The 14,915-nt window shown below is 56.6% G+C and carries 15 protein-coding genes and 1 riboswitch; of the genes, 11 read left to right on the top strand and 4 right to left on the bottom strand.

Annotated features, from left to right (window positions below; genetic code table 11):
- Both RTM06_RS01095 and RTM06_RS01090 read right to left on the bottom strand, forming a co-directional pair.
- Positions 1–882: M81 family metallopeptidase (locus RTM06_RS01095; protein WP_312179311.1), on the bottom strand; the 882-nt coding region annotated here is incomplete at its 3' end.
- Between the two features lie 11 nt (positions 883–893).
- Positions 894–2,027, bottom strand: a complete 1,134-nt coding sequence (locus RTM06_RS01090) for an ROK family transcriptional regulator (RefSeq protein ID WP_312179310.1) — start codon at positions 2,025–2,027, stop codon at positions 894–896.
- 201 nt (positions 2,028–2,228) lie between these two features.
- Here RTM06_RS01090 and RTM06_RS01085 point away from each other — a divergent pair, with 201 nt between their 5' ends.
- The 5 genes from RTM06_RS01085 (at position 2,229) to RTM06_RS01065 (ending at position 7,927) form a co-directional block, all read left to right on the top strand.
- A complete protein-coding gene (locus RTM06_RS01085; protein ID WP_312179308.1) occupies positions 2,229–3,764 on the top strand; it encodes an ABC transporter substrate-binding protein in 1,536 nt (511 codons plus the stop codon).
- An 18-nt stretch (positions 3,765–3,782) separates the two neighbouring features.
- Positions 3,783–4,703 (top strand): ABC transporter permease, encoded by a 921-nt coding sequence (locus RTM06_RS01080; RefSeq protein WP_293792526.1) that lies wholly within the window; start codon positions 3,783–3,785, stop codon positions 4,701–4,703.
- Entirely contained in the window at positions 4,703–5,569 is an 867-nt protein-coding gene (locus RTM06_RS01075) for an ABC transporter permease (RefSeq protein WP_312179303.1), read from the top strand. The genes RTM06_RS01080 and RTM06_RS01075 overlap by 1 nt, the downstream gene beginning before the upstream one ends.
- On the top strand, positions 5,566–6,510 hold the full coding sequence (locus tag RTM06_RS01070; protein ID WP_312179301.1) for an ROK family protein: 945 nt from the start codon (positions 5,566–5,568) through the stop codon (positions 6,508–6,510). Before RTM06_RS01075 ends, RTM06_RS01070 begins: the two co-directional genes overlap by 4 nt.
- 184 nt (positions 6,511–6,694) lie before the next feature.
- Positions 6,695–7,927, top strand: coding sequence for an MFS transporter (locus RTM06_RS01065; protein WP_101761051.1), 1,233 nt, complete (start codon positions 6,695–6,697; stop codon positions 7,925–7,927).
- A gap of 102 nt (positions 7,928–8,029) precedes the next feature.
- On the opposite strand, the gene RTM06_RS01060 is transcribed toward RTM06_RS01065, so the two are convergent.
- Entirely contained in the window at positions 8,030–8,905 is an 876-nt protein-coding gene (locus tag RTM06_RS01060) for a LysR substrate-binding domain-containing protein (RefSeq protein ID WP_312179296.1), read from the bottom strand.
- A gap of 123 nt (positions 8,906–9,028) precedes the next feature.
- On the opposite strand from RTM06_RS01060, the gene RTM06_RS01055 reads away from it, so the two are divergent.
- Together RTM06_RS01055 and RTM06_RS01050 are read left to right on the top strand one after the other, a co-directional pair.
- Positions 9,029–9,754, top strand: coding sequence for a pirin family protein (locus RTM06_RS01055; protein WP_312179294.1), 726 nt, complete (start codon positions 9,029–9,031; stop codon positions 9,752–9,754).
- A 187-nt stretch (positions 9,755–9,941) separates the two neighbouring features.
- A complete protein-coding gene (locus RTM06_RS01050; protein WP_312179292.1) occupies positions 9,942–11,255 on the top strand; it encodes an MFS transporter in 1,314 nt (437 codons plus the stop codon).
- Positions 11,256–11,349: 94 nt separating this feature from the next.
- Here the strand turns inward: RTM06_RS01050 and RTM06_RS01045 are convergent, their stop codons facing one another.
- On the bottom strand, positions 11,350–11,787 hold the full coding sequence (locus tag RTM06_RS01045; RefSeq protein WP_061719087.1) for a 6,7-dimethyl-8-ribityllumazine synthase: 438 nt from the start codon (positions 11,785–11,787) through the stop codon (positions 11,350–11,352).
- Positions 11,788–11,962: 175 nt separating this feature from the next.
- Positions 11,963–12,082, top strand: a riboswitch (TPP riboswitch).
- Between the two features lie 129 nt (positions 12,083–12,211).
- On the opposite strand from RTM06_RS01045, the gene RTM06_RS01040 reads away from it, so the two are divergent.
- The 4 genes from RTM06_RS01040 to RTM06_RS01025 form a co-directional block, all read left to right on the top strand.
- Positions 12,212–13,156 (top strand): FAD-dependent oxidoreductase, encoded by a 945-nt coding sequence (locus tag RTM06_RS01040; protein ID WP_312179287.1) that lies wholly within the window; start codon positions 12,212–12,214, stop codon positions 13,154–13,156.
- On the top strand, positions 13,140–13,337 hold the full coding sequence (thiS, locus tag RTM06_RS01035) for a sulfur carrier protein ThiS (protein ID WP_265302105.1): 198 nt from the start codon (positions 13,140–13,142) through the stop codon (positions 13,335–13,337). The genes RTM06_RS01040 and thiS overlap by 17 nt, the downstream gene beginning before the upstream one ends.
- Before the next feature lie 3 nt (positions 13,338–13,340).
- The gene (locus RTM06_RS01030) at positions 13,341–14,099 is read left to right on the top strand and encodes a thiazole synthase (protein WP_312179283.1); all 759 of its coding nucleotides are present in this window, start codon (positions 13,341–13,343) and stop codon (positions 14,097–14,099) included.
- Positions 14,100–14,110: 11 nt separating this feature from the next.
- The coding region (locus tag RTM06_RS01025; protein ID WP_312179281.1) for a HesA/MoeB/ThiF family protein at positions 14,111–14,915 on the top strand (805 nt) is incomplete at its 3' end.

Here is a 14,915-nt window from a genome sequence, read left to right as displayed (position 1 = left end):
ATCACCGGAATCGGCCAGAATCACCGGCGCGGTTTCGCTGGCGATAGCCATGCTGACGCACTTTTCAATGCTGCCTGTGACGCAGCCAAAGCTGAATTCATCGCGCGCCTGCCAGTAAGCCAGCGCCAGTTTTGCCGCCTGTTCCGCCAGCACATCGGCATCGGTGCCGGTCATGATCGCAGCGGCGGTGGCGCGCGGTTCATCGGCCCAGACGTAGCCGACCATCAGCGAGGCATCCCAGATATGCTCCAGCTGGTTTATCGCGGGCAAACGGGCGTACAAACTTTTAGCCGGTTCATCTTCGGTACTGGTGCGCTCGCCAGGTAATACCACCGGAATCGGTGCCCACACCACGCCGGGTTTGATGCCGGTTTGCAGGCTTTTGACCAGCATCGATACCGAGCGGCGCATGGTTTCTTCGACATCAATGTGTGGCGCGGTGCGGTAAGTCGAGAACATATCGATGGCATCAATGATGCGCTGTGTGACATTGCCGTGCAGATCGTAGCTGACGGTGATCGGGCAACCCGCGCCAACCAACTCGCGCGTGGCGCTGATCCAGTCGCCTTCGGCATCTTCCATGCCTTCAACATAGACCGCGCCGTGCATGGCGAGATAGACGCCATCCACCGGCAAATGTGCTGCGAGGCGCGTCAGGAATTCCTGCTTAAAATCGTCGTAGGTGATGCGCGCTACCGGACCCCCGGCGATGGCGCGCGCGTGGAAGGTCGGCAGAAACGCGGCATCATAATCCTGCAGAAAGGCGAAGTAAGGGTTGGTGGTGAGTTCATCCCCGCGCACGATGCGGAAGTCGTCGGCATAATTCAGCACCGGATTATAAGTACTGCACTCAGTATGAATTCCACCAAAAGCAATGCGCATAGCAGCCTCCGCTAGTCGGGTAAGTGAATGATAAAACGATACGCCGCCACACTGGCTGCGGCTCTGGCCCAGCTCTCTTCGTTGATTGCCATGCTGGCGATCGGCGTTTTGCCGATGATCGACGGCAGCACATGGCTGTCGATTGCCTGCATCACCACGGTTTTCAGCAAGCCATCAAACGCATTAGGTTGATGCGCAATCACAATTAATTCGGGGTCATTCATCTGGATGATATTGGCGATGGATAAACCCAGCGCATGACCGGCCTGATGCAGAATGGCAATCGCCGCGCTGTTGCCTTTCACTGCCAGCGCTTCCAGCTCGGCAATCGATTCGCTCTCCAGCGCTTTGTCACGCACGCTTTCGCGGATGGCGGTTAACGAGGCCAGCGTATCGAGGCAGCCGCGTTTGCCGCAGCGGCACGGACGTCCACCGGGTTCGATGGTGCAGTGGGCGATTTCACCGGCAGCGCCGTGTGCGCCACGATGCAGCTGGCCCTGAAAGAAGTGTGCCGAACCAATGCCGTCACCGTGGGAAATCAGGGTGAAGTTGCGCGCCTTTTTCGCCACGCCGAAAATCTTCTCGCTCACCGCTAACGCCTTGGCATCGTTTTCTAACGACACTTCCAGCCCGGTTTGCTGTTTCAACAGTTCCGCCAGCGGCACATTTTTCCAGCCCAGCAGCGCCGACTGCACGCAAATGGCCTGATTTTCATCGACAAATCCGGACAGCGTCACGCCCAACCCAATCAGCTGATCCTGCGAAATCGATTTCTGCGCAATCAGATCGGGAATCGCCGCCGCAATCATTTTTGCCAGCTGCGGCGGATCGAGATTCAACGGCATTTGCGTGGTGGCCAGCGTGCGGCCGTGCATATCAATCAGCACTAACACCACGCGCTCGCCAATCAGCGAGGCACCAAGAAAATAGGCGCTATCGGCACGCATTTTTAATAACACCGATGGACGACCCTGGCCGCTGGATTCTGGAACGCTCTCTTCCAATAATCCAGCCTGCAGCATCTCTTTCACCAGCGGGCTAATGGCGGCTTTGCTTAATTTCATTTTTTCCGCAAGCGCGGTGCGGCTCATGCCATGCGACGCAATAAGTAAGCGCAGAATTTGTTGCTGGTGGGCATTGAGCATTGAGGTTCTCACGGCGTTAGCACTATGCGCTGACAATAATAAGGACAGAAAACAAATACAACGATATTTAGTTAAATTTCTGAATGCAGATCTGATTATAAGTAAATTATATGAACCAACCTATTGGCTTTTGTTTAGCGAGTGTGGCTTATATAGCGTGGATATTTCACCGATCGTTTCAATGATTCATTGAGGGTCTTCATGGAAAGCAAACACAAGCATTTCAAGGTACTGACGCTGGCCGGTTGTTTAATTGCGTCGATGGCAAGCGCCTCCGTATTTGCCAGCCAACTGGTGATCATGCAAAACGAACCACCGCGCAGCATGGACCCCGGCAACCAAACCGCGACCTTCACCGGCACGGTGCTGGACCCGATGTACGAAGGCCTGACGCGTCTCGGTGATGACGGCAAAATCATTCCGGCGCTGGCATTGTCCTGGACATCCGATGACAGCGGACTTAACTGGACCTTTACCCTGCGGCCAAATGTGAAATTCCACGACGGCACGCCATTTAATGCCGATGCGGTGGTAGAAAACTTCCAGCGTCATTTAAATTCGCAGCGCGGTTTAGCCGGTAGCGGGAAAATTCGTACCTTTATTCAGGACGTGAAGAAAAAAGACGATCTCACTGTCACGTTTCAGCTAAAAAAAATTAACCCGGCCTTTTTAACTGTTTTAGCCTCCGGTCCGGGATTAATGGTGAGTCCAACGGCGGATAAAGCAGGCAGTATTAACAATAAAGCCGACGGCACCGGTCCTTATAAACTGGTGCAGTACAAATCCGGCGAATATGTGCTTGAAAAAAAGAATCCCGACTATTGGGGGAAATCTTCCGGTCCGGATGAAATTAAATGGACGTGGAGCAGCGAGCCTTCAGTGATGAATATGGCGTTGCAATCGGGGCAGGTTGATATTATTAACCCGGTGCCGCCGCAGTTTGCCGGCATGTTGAAAAACAACCCCAACGTTAATCTCAAACAGTCGCCGGGTGCGGCGGTGTTCTGGGTCGATCTCAACACCCAAAGCAAAGCGCTGAGTGATGTGCGCGTACGTCAGGCGCTGAATCTCGCCACCGACCAGCAGGCGCTGGTGAAAGCCATCATGTTTGGTTATGCACAACCGGCGAACTCCGCGCTGGCACCGGTCGATCCGAACTACGACAAAGCGCTGCATGACTATCCGTATGATCTGCAAAAAGCCAAAGATCTGCTGAAAGCGGCGGGCTACGCCGACGGTTTCCCAATGTCGATCGCGGTGCAAGCTCCGGATGCGCGTACCGCACAAGTGCTGCAGGGCATGTGGAGCAAAATCGGCGTGAAACTCAACGTGCGCCAGATGGAGAGCGGCGTGTGGACCAAAGCGGCGTTTGCCGATGGCAAAGAGAAAGCTGCGCAGGGCACCGATGCGGTACTGGCGTCCTGGTCCTCCGGTTTATATGGTTCGGATCTGCAGCTGCGTCCGCTCTATCACACCAGCAGCTTTGCGCCGGGCGGGGCCAATCTGGGCTTCTTTAGCGACAAGCAAACCGATGAACTGATCGATACCGCTGCATCGACGCTCGACGATGCCAAACGCAAAGATCTCTATTTCCAGGCGCAAAAACAGATCAGCGGATTAGCGCCGCAGGTGCTGTTGTTCTATCAGGATGATCTCTATGCCGCACGTAAAAATATCAGCGGCGTAGTGATGCAGCCAGGCGGACAAATCGTCGTACGCGACGCGGTGAAGCAATAACCCAATGGTTGATGTGATATGAAAGCGTACGTCGCAAAAAAGGTGCTTTCGCTGCCGTTAATCATTTTCGGCGTGTCGATTATCGTGTTCATCGCCATCCGCGCGCTGCCAGGCGATCCGGCGCGGCTGATGGCGGGACCAGAAGCGCCGCAGGAAGCTGTGGACCATATGCGCGTGCGGCTGGGGCTGGATCGGCCGCTGCCGCTGCAATATGTCAAATTCGCGGCGGAAGCGCTGCACGGCAACCTCGGCTTGTCGTTGCAGTCGCAGCGTCCGGTGATGACCGAGATCAGCGAGCGGTTGCCGTACACCTTATCGCTGGCTGCACTGGCGTATCTGTTGGCGATTGCGATTGGTGTGCCGGCGGGCATGACCGGCGCCATCTATCGCCAGCGCATTCCCGATCAAATTGTGATGGTGTTGACCATTGCCGGTGCGTCGATTGCCAACTTCTGGCTGGCGCTGCTGGCGATGAATTACTTCGCCGTTGAGCTGGGCTGGTTACCGCTGTTAGGTGCTGATTCGTGGAAAAACTACATCATGCCGACTGTCACGCTGGCGATTTTGCCGATGGCGATGATTGCGCGCATGACGCGTTCCAGCATGCTGGATGTGCTGAGCCAGGATTACATCCGCACCGCCAAAGCCAAGGGATTATCCTCTGCCAGCATTAACTGGAAGCACGCGCTGCGTAATGCGCTGATCCCGATTGTGACCATCGTGGCGCTCAACTTCGGCAGCCTGATTGGCGGCGCGGTGGTGACCGAATCGGTGTTCAACTGGCCTGGCATTGGCCGCTTGTTGGTGGATTCTGTGCGCTACCGCGATTATCCGGTGATTCAGGGCGTGACGCTGGTGGCGGTTACCGGCGTGGTGCTGATGAATCTGGTCGGCGAAATCCTGATTGGCCTGCTCAATCCAAAAATAAGGTTCGACTGATGAACAGCATTGAAACTTCTGTGCTGCCGCCGCGTTCGCGCAGCCGACACCTGCTCAGCATCCTGATAGCCAATCCATCCATTGCCATCGGCGGTGCGCTGGTGCTGCTGGTGGTGCTCGCCGCCGCGCTGGCTCCGCTGATTACGCATTGGGATCCGGTGGAGCAGGATTTGCTGAATACCTTGCAAACGCCGTCGGCCGCGCACTGGTTTGGCACCGACGATTATGGCCGCGACATTTTCTCGCGCGTGATTTTCGGCGCGCGCATTACGTTGTTTGAAGTGAGCTTGAGCGTAGCAATTTCAATGGTTATCGGCATTCCGCTTGGCATCATTTCTGGCTTAGCCGGACGCAAAATTGATGCGCTGATCATGTGGGTGATGGATATCATCTTCGCCTTTCCCGGCATCGTGCTGGCGATTTTGATTGTTAGCGTGCTCGGCGAAGGACTGACCAATATGCTGATCGCCATCTCGTTGTTCTCAATTCCTGTCTATGCGCGTTTGAGCCGTAACCTGACGCTGGGCCTGAAGAACATGGAGTACATCGAAGCGGCGCACATGCTCGGCGTGCGCTATCCGCGCATCATTACCCACTACATTCTGCGTAATTCAATTGGTCCGCTGATTGTGCAATCGACGCTGACGGCGGGCGCGGTGGTGTTGTCTGCCGCCAGCCTGTCATTCCTCGGTTTAGGCGTGCAGCCACCGATGCCAGAGTGGGGCACCATGATGAGCGATGGGCGCAACTTCCTCGGCCTGAATATTTATGTGTCACTCTTCCCCGGATTGGCGATTTTGATTACCGTGCTGGGCTTCAATGTGCTGGGCGACGGTTTGCGTGATGTGATGGATAAACGTTTATGAGTAAACAATCTGCGGTGATTTGCCTCGATCTGGGCGGCTCTTTTATCAAGTTAGGCGTGATGAATGCGCAGGATGAATTAACGATTCTCGATCAGCATAAAATCCCAGCGACCAGCTGGGACGAGTTCACCGCGCTGGTGAGTCGCATGATTGCCCAACACCACCTGCATTTTACTACCAGCAGTCCGGTGGCGATCTCTACGGCGGGCATTGTGGCACCGGATTCCGGCGAGATGTTTGCCAGCAATATTCCCGCGTTTCATCAGCGCAGTTTGGCAAAAGAGCTTGGCGCGATCCTGCAACGCGAGGTGATTGTGCATAACGATGCCGACTGTTTCACGCTGGCGGAAGCGCTGGCGGGTGCGGGCAAGGGGCACAAAGTGGTATTTGGCGCGATTCTCGGTTCAGGCGTTGGCGGCGGATTGGTGGCGGATGGCCGCATCATCACCGGGCAGAACGGTTTGACCGGCGAATGGGGACATGGGCCGATCACGCTAACTGAAGTGGAGATCGATGGCGTCGCGCGACGACTGCCGCGCAAGGCGTGTCCGTGCGGCCAAAGAGGCTGCCTCGACAGCTACGGCGGGGCGCGCGGGCTGGAAAATCTGCATCAAACGTTGCACGACCGCACGGCGAGCAGCGTGGAGATCATTGAACGCTGGCAGCAGCAGGATGCGCAGGCGCAGCAAACCATTCAGGCATGGCTGCAAATTGTCGGCCAGCCGCTGGCGTACAGCATCAACATCACCGGCGCGTCACGCGTGGCGGTTGGCGGTGGATTGGCATCGGTGGTTCCGCTGATTGCGGCGTTAGATGAGGTGGTGCAGGGCTACGTGCTGCGCCGCACCGCGCATCGCTTAGTGGTGCCAGGCGAGTTCGCGCATCACGGCGGCATGATGGGCGCGGCCCTGTTGGCGCGTGATTTAACCAGGCGCGCATAAATGCACCAATCCTTGTAGGGTCGCCATTCATGGCGACCTCTGCCAAAGCGCTGCCGCACCGTAACGCCAACCCTTCACCCATATTTGCGCTATCATATGCCGCTCACTCTTCTCAGTCCTGACGATGATTGTTTCAGGCAATCACGATCCTGACTGAGTTCTTCACTTGCGGTTCGGAAAACTCATGTCATCAGTACAACCCCAACTTACTCAGCTGCCGGATGAGGCATCGCTGCCGCGTCAGAGCGTGCTAAAAGCCTTGTTCGCGCTCGGCACCGGCGGCTTTGCCATTGGTACCGGCGAATTCGTCATCATGGGCCTGCTGCCCGATGCAGCCAAAGGCCTCAACGTTTCGATCCCCTCAGCCGGGCATCTCATCAGTATCTATGCGCTTGGCGTGGTGATTGGTGCGCCGCTGCTGGCAGTGCTGGGCGCACGCGCCTCACGCCGTAATTTCCTGATGACGCTGATGGGCCTGTTTGCTGCGGGCAACCTGCTGAGCGCCATTGCGCCGGGTTACTACTCAATGCTGCTGGCGCGTTTCCTCGCCGGTTTCCCGCACGGCACTTTCTTTGGCGTGGCGGCTTTAGTCGCAGCGGGTTTGGTGGAACGGCGCAAACGCGCGCAAGCGGTATCGATGGTGCTGTTTGGCCTGACCATCGCCAACTTACTCGGCGTGCCCGCCGTGACGGCGATCGGCCAATGGTTTGGCTGGCGCGATGCCTTCGCCATTGTCGGCGGTCTGGCGTTGGTGACCTTACTGCTGATTTGGTTGTGGGTGCCAAACGTGGCGGGCGACAAAAATGCCAGCCCGCTGCGCGAATTGTCGGCGCTGACGCGCAAACAGGTATTGCTGACGCTGGCGATTGGCGCGGTAGGCAGCGGCGGTTTGTTCTCGGTGTTTAGCTACGTGAAACCGACCATGACCGAACTGGCGCAGATGCCGGTAAGCTGGATTCCGGCGGTGCTGGCGCTGTTTGGTTTGGGTATGATCATCGGCAACATCGCCGGTGGTCGTCTGGCCGATCGCGGCATTGAAAAGACCATTCGCATTTTGCTGATTTGGTCATTTCTGGTGCTCAGCGCCTTCGTGTTTGCCGCGCACTATGCGCTGGCAGGCGCCATCAACGTGATGCTGGTGGGCACCATGGTGGCGCTGGCAGCGGTGCTGCAGATCCGTTTGATGGATGTCGCTGGTGATGCGCAAACCATGGCGGCGGCGATGAACCATTCGGCGTTTAACCTCGCCAACGCACTGGGCGCGTGGCTGGGCGGCGTGACCATTTCCGCTGGTTTAGGATGGCAATCTACCGGTTGGGTGGGCGCGATTCTCGCGGTATTGGGTCTGCTGATTCATGCGGTGGCGATGCGCGATGCACGCCGTAAATCGATTACCTTTGCGCACGAAAGTCATTAACACGTTTCGGTCGCCATTAATGGCGACCCTACGAAAGCGTGGGATGCGCGATTATAGGGTTTTGGGTTTTGTAGGGTGCGCATTTATGCGCACCTGGTCAAATTAAGCCAACTTCTGCTGCAAAAACGTCATAAACACTCGATTGATCTCACTGCGTTGGCGATGCTGCGGATAGAGCGCATTGAGATGCAGCGAGGTCGGTTGCCACTCTTCTAACACCGTCACCAGCTCACCGCTTGCCAGCGCCGGTGCCACAATAAACTCCGGCAACAGAATCAGCCCCAATCCCGCCACCGCTGCGTCGCGCAGCATTTCCCCGTTATTACTCACCATCGGCCCATGCACGCTGATCACTTTGCGCTGGTCGCCGTTAAACAGTTCCCAGCCGGTTTGGCTTTCGCGTCCGTAACGCAGGCATAAATGCTCGCTCAATTCTTCTGGCGTACGCGGCGCGCCTGCGCCTTGCAGGTATGATGGGCTGCCGCAGATCACGCGGCGAAACTCGCCCAGCCGCTTAGCGATCAGGCTCGAATCGGGCAGCGTACCGATGCGGATCGCCATATCAAATCCTTCGCCGACCATATCGACATGCCGGTCCGCCAGCTCAACCTGAAACTGCAAGCCCGGATGCAGGCTAAGAAACTCGGCAATAAACGGCGACAGATGGCTGATGCCAAACGACATCGGCACGCTCAGGCGGAAGCTGCCTTGCAGCACTTGCCGACGCCCCGATACCGCCAGTTCGGCTTCCTGCACATCATCCAAAATGCGCTGCGCGTGCTGCGCAAACAGCTGACCGTTATCGGTCACCGACAATTTACGCGTGTTGCGATTCAGCAGCCGCGCGCCGAGCGACTCCTCCAGCGCGGCGATGCGGCGACTGACATACTGCTTCGACAGCATCAGCTGTTCAGCGGCGGCGGTGAAGTTACCGGCTTTGATCACGGCTACATAAATGCGGAGATCTTCAATCTGCATATTGTCCACTTATCGGTGACAGTCATTGTCATTATGACGCATTGTTAGGCAAATCAGTTTACGTATACTTATCTGCAACGGGAAGGGCAATCGCCCCCCAACAGCAAATTTGAGGAGCAGACCATGATTGAACAACGCCTGTCAGAACAACGCGGAGTGGGTGACCACGGTTGGTTGAATTCGCATCATACGTTCTCTTTCGCCAGTTACTGGGATCCAAAACAAACCGGTTTCTCAGATTTGCTGGTGATCAATGATGACCGTGTTGCACCGGGTCGCGGCTTTGGCGCGCATCCGCACAACAACATGGAGATCATCTCCTACGTACTGGAAGGTGCGCTGGAGCATAAAGACTCCATGGGCACCGGTTCGGTGATTGTGCCGGGTGATGTGCAGTTGATGAGCGCCGGTAGCGGCGTGACGCACAGCGAGTTCAACCACTCGAAAACCGACAACGTGCACTTCCTGCAGATCTGGATCGTGCCTGGCGAACGTAATTCACCTCCGGGTTATCAGCAGGTTTCGGTCTCGGAAAGTGACAAACGCGGTCAGCTGCGCCTGATTATTTCGCCGGAAGGGGAAAACGGTTCACTCAGCGTGCGTCAGGATATCCGCATTTATGCCGGACTGTTTGACGGTGTCGAGCAGCAAACCTTCGCGCTGGATGCCGATCGTTACGCCTACATTCACGTAGCACGCGGCAGCATTGAAGTGAATGGCGTGAAGTTCAAAGAAGGCGACGGCGCACGCGTTCGCAACGAAAGTGCGCTGCAGTTTGCTAATGGTGATGATGCGGAAGTGCTGGTGTTTGATCTGCGTCCGCTGGAAGTGAATCATCCGCAGCGTTAATGTTTAAAAAGAGAACAAAGAGCAGTGCGAGACATCGCGCTGCTTTTTTTTATGCGCGATCACAGCGGTTGTAACACTTTTTCTTAACATTAATTGCAGTGATTAAGATCGCAATAATTATTTCCATACTCTCTTTAATAGTTAGCCAATGAACCTAAGCATCACGGCTTAACATGGAGAGGGCAGCATGCAAGAAAAAATCCCCGGAACGCGCTGGTATCGCGTCATCGCCCCGATTCTCATCACCTGCATTGTCTCATTCATGGATCGCGTTAATATCAGCTTTGCGCTGCCTGGCGGCATGGATCAGGATTTGGCGATCACCAGCCAAATGGCCGGCGTAGTGAGCGGTATCTTCTTTATTGGTTATCTGTTTTTACAGGTGCCAGGCGGACGTATCGCGGTGAATGGCAGCGGCAAACGCTTTATCGCCTGGTCGTTGGTAGCGTGGATGGTGGTGTCGATCGCCACCGGTTTTGTCACCAATCACTATCAGCTGCTGGCGCTGCGTTTTGTGCTGGGGATTTCCGAAGGCGGCATGCTGCCGGTGGTGTTAACCATGGTCAGCAACTGGTTCCCGGAAAAAGAGCTGGGTCGCGCCAACGCCTTTGTCATGATGTTCGCGCCGTTAGGTGGCATGTTTACTGCGCCGATATCGGGTTACATCATCAATGTGCTGGACTGGCGCTGGCTGTTCATAATCGAAGGCCTGCTTTCAGCGGTGGTGCTGCTGGTGTGGTGGCTGGTGATCGCCGATCGTCCTGAAGAGGCGCGCTGGTTACCGGCGCGAGAAAAGGAGTATTTGCTGCGCGAACTGGCGCGCGAAAAGGCTCAGCATCTGCAAAAGGAACCGGTCAGCAAAGCGCCGTTGAAAGCGGTGTTTCGCAACTCGGGCCTGATGAAGTTAGTGGCGCTCAACTTCTTCTATCAAACCGGCGATTACGGTTACACGCTGTGGCTGCCGAGTATCCTGAAAAATCTCACCGGTACCAACATGGCGGGCGTTGGCCTGCTGGCGGCGATTCCTTTTGTCGCGACGGTACTCGGCATCTACGCTATTTCGTGGTTAAGCGATCGCACCGGCAAGCGCCGTTTGTGGGTGATGGTGTCGCTGTTCTGTTTTGCCGCTGCCTTGCTGGCATCGGTGGTGCTGCATAATAACGTCGTCGCCGCCTATATCGCGCTGGTGGTGTGCGGCTTTTTCCTCAAAGCGGCAACCAGCCCGTTCTGGTCGATTCCCGGACGTATCGCTGCGCCAGAAGTGGCGGGTAGCGCGCGTGGCGTGATCAATGGCTTGGGTAATCTGGGTGGATTCTGCGGACCGTACTTAGTCGGGATCATGACGCTACTGTATAGCCAAAATGTGGCGATCTGCTGGCTAGCGGGTTCACTGGTGATTGCGGGAATCTTTACGCTGTTACTGCCGAAAGCGTGCGATATCAATCCATCTGAAACGCACCGACATATGAAAAGTAATCATTTGATGAGTGTGAAACATTAAGTGAAGCGAGGCTGGCACTATTCTGAATATTAATAGTAGAAAGTCAGATTAAATAAAAAGGGAGCGCCTGATGAGGTGCTCCCTTTTTAATGCATTAATCAATCGACAGATTGTGAATAGCCAGCGCAGCGCGCGCGGCTTCTTTACCTTTCTTAATGAAATGCTCGGTATAGAAGTTTTCGATAACATCAACCGGCTGGAAATTATGCGGCGTTAATGACACGGAGAACACCGGCACGTTGGTGGTCAGCTGCACATTCATCAAGCCATCAACCACCGCAGCGGCAACGAAATCATGGCGATAGATACCGCCGTCAACCACCAGCGCCGCGCAGACAATCGCATCGTATTTACCGGTTTCAGCCAGACGCTTAGCCAGCAGCGGCATTTCAAATGCGCCAGGCACTTCCAGCACTTTTAATTCCGCTTCAACGGATTGATCGGCTAATTCTTTTTCAAATCCCACCAGGGCATTATGGACAATTTCTTTGTGCCAGCCGGCTTTAATAAATGCAATTTTAATATTCTTCATGGATATTCCGACATCACCTGTAATTGGTTCTTGCGCATAAAATAATGTGTTTGTATACCATATGTTACGTTTGTGATCCACAAAGCCCAGGTAGCGATAAATGCCTTGCTGCTTATTTCCCTGTAAACCATCTGGTTATTCCGCGCTTGACGGCGACCATCGCCTGCAATACAAATAGACGCGTCGGGGGAGTCTCGCCAAAGAGACTGAGAGGCTAATAGCGCACTGCGCGGCTTAGCGACCCTTTGAACCTGACCCAGTTGATACTGGCGTAGGAAGACTGACAGTCTTGTTCATTGGGCTGTCTGGCGCTCAGGCTAGCTTGATGGTTGCGCCATTTCCCTTCTCCTGTATCTGCGGGTCTCAGCTAACACTGAGAGGCCGATGTGAATTCCCCCTTTTTGAACATCCCGGAACCGGCGCTGTGAGCCGCTGGAGCGTGCTCGGCTGCGGCGTGGCGGGCTTGTGCGTGGCTACGTTGCTGGCGGAACGCGGCGAAGACGTCGAAGTGATTGGCGATGACGCGCGCCGCCCGGCATCGTGGTTTGCTGGCGGCATGCTGGCACCCTGGTGTGAAGCCGAAAGTGCGCCGCGCGACGTCATCACCCTTGGACAACACGCCACCGCATGGTGGCAACAGCGCGTCAGCAGCGTAAAGCATCAGGGCACGTTGGTGGTTGCGCCGCCGCGCGATAGCCAGGAACTCAACCGTTTCGCCCGTATGACCGAGCAGCACCAATGGGTCGATCCCGCCGACATCGAACCGGCGCTGGAAGGGCGCTTTGCACGCGGTCTGTTTTTCGCCGGGGAAGCGCATCTCGATCCGCGTCTGGCGTTGCAGGAGATGCGAGACACGCTGATCGCACGCGGCGTACCATTCAACAATCGTGCGCCGAGCGGCCAGATTATCGATTGTCGCGGCATTCACGCCGCGCCGGAACTGCCGCGCCTGCGTGCGGTGCGCGGCGAAATGCTGATTCTGCACAGCGAAGACGTGCAGTTTTCCCGCCCGATTCGTCTGCTGCATCCGCGTTTTCCCTGCTATTTGGTGCCGCGACGCGGCGGCCACTTTATGCTCGGCGCCACCATGATCGAGAGCGACGACGCCAGCGCCATCAGCGCGCGCGCCATGATGGAGTTGCTCAGCGCCGCCTACGCCATTCATCCGGCTTTAGCCGAAGCGCGCGTCATTGAGAGCGGCAGCGGGCTGCGTCCGGCTTATCCGGCGAATCTGCCGGAAATCCACTATCACAACCACACCTTTTATCTCAACGGCATGTATCGCCACGGTTTTCTGCTGGCACCGATGCTGGCAGAGCAGCTGATGCAGCGTCTTTCTGGGGAACTTAACAATGAACATTCAGCTTAACGGCCGCATCATCAACACGCAGGCAAACAGCCTGAGCGAATTACTGATCGAGCAGCAAATTGACGCGGCCTGCGTCGCCACCGCCTACAACGGTGCGTTTGTGCCAAAAAGCCAGTACCACACGCAGCTGCTGGATGAAGGTTGCCAGCTCGAAGTACTGTCACCGATGCAGGGAGGTTAAGCGATGTTTTACGGTTTTGACCCGCAATCGCGCTTCCTGCTCGGCACCGCCGGTTATCCTTCGCCCGCCATTTTGCAGCAGGCGATTGCCGCCTCCGGCACCGACATCATCACCGTTAGTTTGCGGCGCGAAGGCGCGGCGGGCGCGGCTTTCCGTGAATTGCTGACCGGCCTCAACATCCGCGTGTTACCGAATACCGCCGGTTGTCACACGGTGAAAGAAGCCGTCACCACCGCGCACATGGCGCGCGAACTGTTCAACACCGCGTGGATCAAGCTGGAAGTGATTGGTCATGCCGACACGCTGCAGCCCGATCCTTTCGCGCTGGTGGAAGCCGCGCGCATCCTCAGCGCAGAGGGTTTTCAGGTGTTTCCTTACACCACTGAAGATCTGATCGTCGGCGAAAAACTGCTGGCGGCGGGCTGCGAACTGTTGATGCCGTGGGGCGCGCCGATTGGTTCCGGTCAGGGTTTACGTAACATCGACGGCCTGCGTGCCATGCGCGCGTGGTTCAGCAACATTCCGCTGATCATAGATGCCGGCATTGGCGCGCCGTCGCAGGCGGCGCAGGCGATGGAGATGGGCTTTGATGGCATTCTGCTCAACACCGCCGTCGCCAAAGCGGGCGATCCGATCGGCATGGCCAATGCCTTCCGTCTGGCGATTGAAGCCGGGCAAGCCGCGCGCGCTGCCGGACTGATGGAGAAGCGCGATATGGCCGCTGCGTCCACGCCGATTTTTGGCCTGGCAAATCTGAGTTGAGGCAGGCAAACATGCAACGTTATCAACGCCAGATGATGCTGGCGGAAATCGGCGAAGCAGGGCAGCAGAAGCTGCTCGACGCGCGCGTGCTGGTGGCGGGCGCGGGTGGATTAGGTGCTACGCTACTGCCGCAGCTGGTGGGCGCGGGCGTCGGCCATATTCGGCTGTATGACGACGATGTGGTGGCGCTGCATAACCTGCATCGGCAAACGCTGTTTACTGAGCAGGATATCGACCAGCCCAAAGTGCTGCGCGCGCAGCAGGCATTGCAGCAACGCAATCCGCAAGTGCAGATCGAGGCGCTGCAGCAGTCACTGAGCGCCAGCAACGTGCAGCAGGCGCTGGCGGGATGCGATCTGGTGATCGACGCCGCCGATAACTTTGCCGTCACCTACCAACTTTCGGATGCTTGCATGAAGGCGGGCATGCCGCTGATCAGCGCCTCGGTGCTGGGTAGGCAAGGTTACGTCGGCGGATTCTGTGGCGGCGCGCCGAGCTACCGCGCCGTGTTCCCGCGTTTGCCGTCATCGGCGGCGAACTGCAACACCGCGGGCGTGATGGGCCCAGCGGTGGCGACGCTTGGAGCGATGCAGGCGCAGATGGCGCTCAGCGTGCTGCTGGAATTGCAGCCATCACCGCTCGGTTGTCTGGTGAACTGCGACTTCGTGAACTGGCATTTTCGCCCGTTCCGCTTTGATGATGCGGAAGAGCCGGAACATGCGGTGCCGTTTATTGACCCGCAACAGCTCGCCGCCGATGACTGCATTGTTGAACTGCGCAGCTGTGAAGAAGCGCCGGTCAGCGTGGCGCATCGCG

It is taken from the genome of Pantoea sp. CTOTU46764, from assembly GCF_031974595.1.
Classification (GTDB): domain Bacteria; phylum Pseudomonadota; class Gammaproteobacteria; order Enterobacterales; family Enterobacteriaceae; genus Pantoea; species Pantoea trifolii.
This window is presented reverse-complemented; position numbering and strand designations above follow the sequence as displayed.

Coding starts and splice junctions, on each gene's coding strand:
- thiS (WP_265302105.1), top strand. CDS start 13,140: ATGAACATTCAGCTTAACGGCCGCATCATCAACACGCAGGCAAACAGC.
- RTM06_RS01085 (WP_312179308.1), top strand. CDS start 2,229: ATGGAAAGCAAACACAAGCATTTCAAGGTACTGACGCTGGCCGGTTGT.
- RTM06_RS01045 (WP_061719087.1), bottom strand. CDS start 11,787: ATGAAGAATATTAAAATTGCATTTATTAAAGCCGGCTGGCACAAAGAA.
- RTM06_RS01065 (WP_101761051.1), top strand. CDS start 6,695: ATGTCATCAGTACAACCCCAACTTACTCAGCTGCCGGATGAGGCATCG.
- RTM06_RS01060 (WP_312179296.1), bottom strand. CDS start 8,905: ATGCAGATTGAAGATCTCCGCATTTATGTAGCCGTGATCAAAGCCGGT.
- RTM06_RS01080 (WP_293792526.1), top strand. CDS start 3,783: ATGAAAGCGTACGTCGCAAAAAAGGTGCTTTCGCTGCCGTTAATCATT.
- RTM06_RS01090 (WP_312179310.1), bottom strand. CDS start 2,027: ATGCTCAATGCCCACCAGCAACAAATTCTGCGCTTACTTATTGCGTCG.
- RTM06_RS01050 (WP_312179292.1), top strand. CDS start 9,942: ATGCAAGAAAAAATCCCCGGAACGCGCTGGTATCGCGTCATCGCCCCG.
- RTM06_RS01070 (WP_312179301.1), top strand. CDS start 5,566: ATGAGTAAACAATCTGCGGTGATTTGCCTCGATCTGGGCGGCTCTTTT.
- RTM06_RS01030 (WP_312179283.1), top strand. CDS start 13,341: ATGTTTTACGGTTTTGACCCGCAATCGCGCTTCCTGCTCGGCACCGCC.
- RTM06_RS01075 (WP_312179303.1), top strand. CDS start 4,703: ATGAACAGCATTGAAACTTCTGTGCTGCCGCCGCGTTCGCGCAGCCGA.
- RTM06_RS01055 (WP_312179294.1), top strand. CDS start 9,029: ATGATTGAACAACGCCTGTCAGAACAACGCGGAGTGGGTGACCACGGT.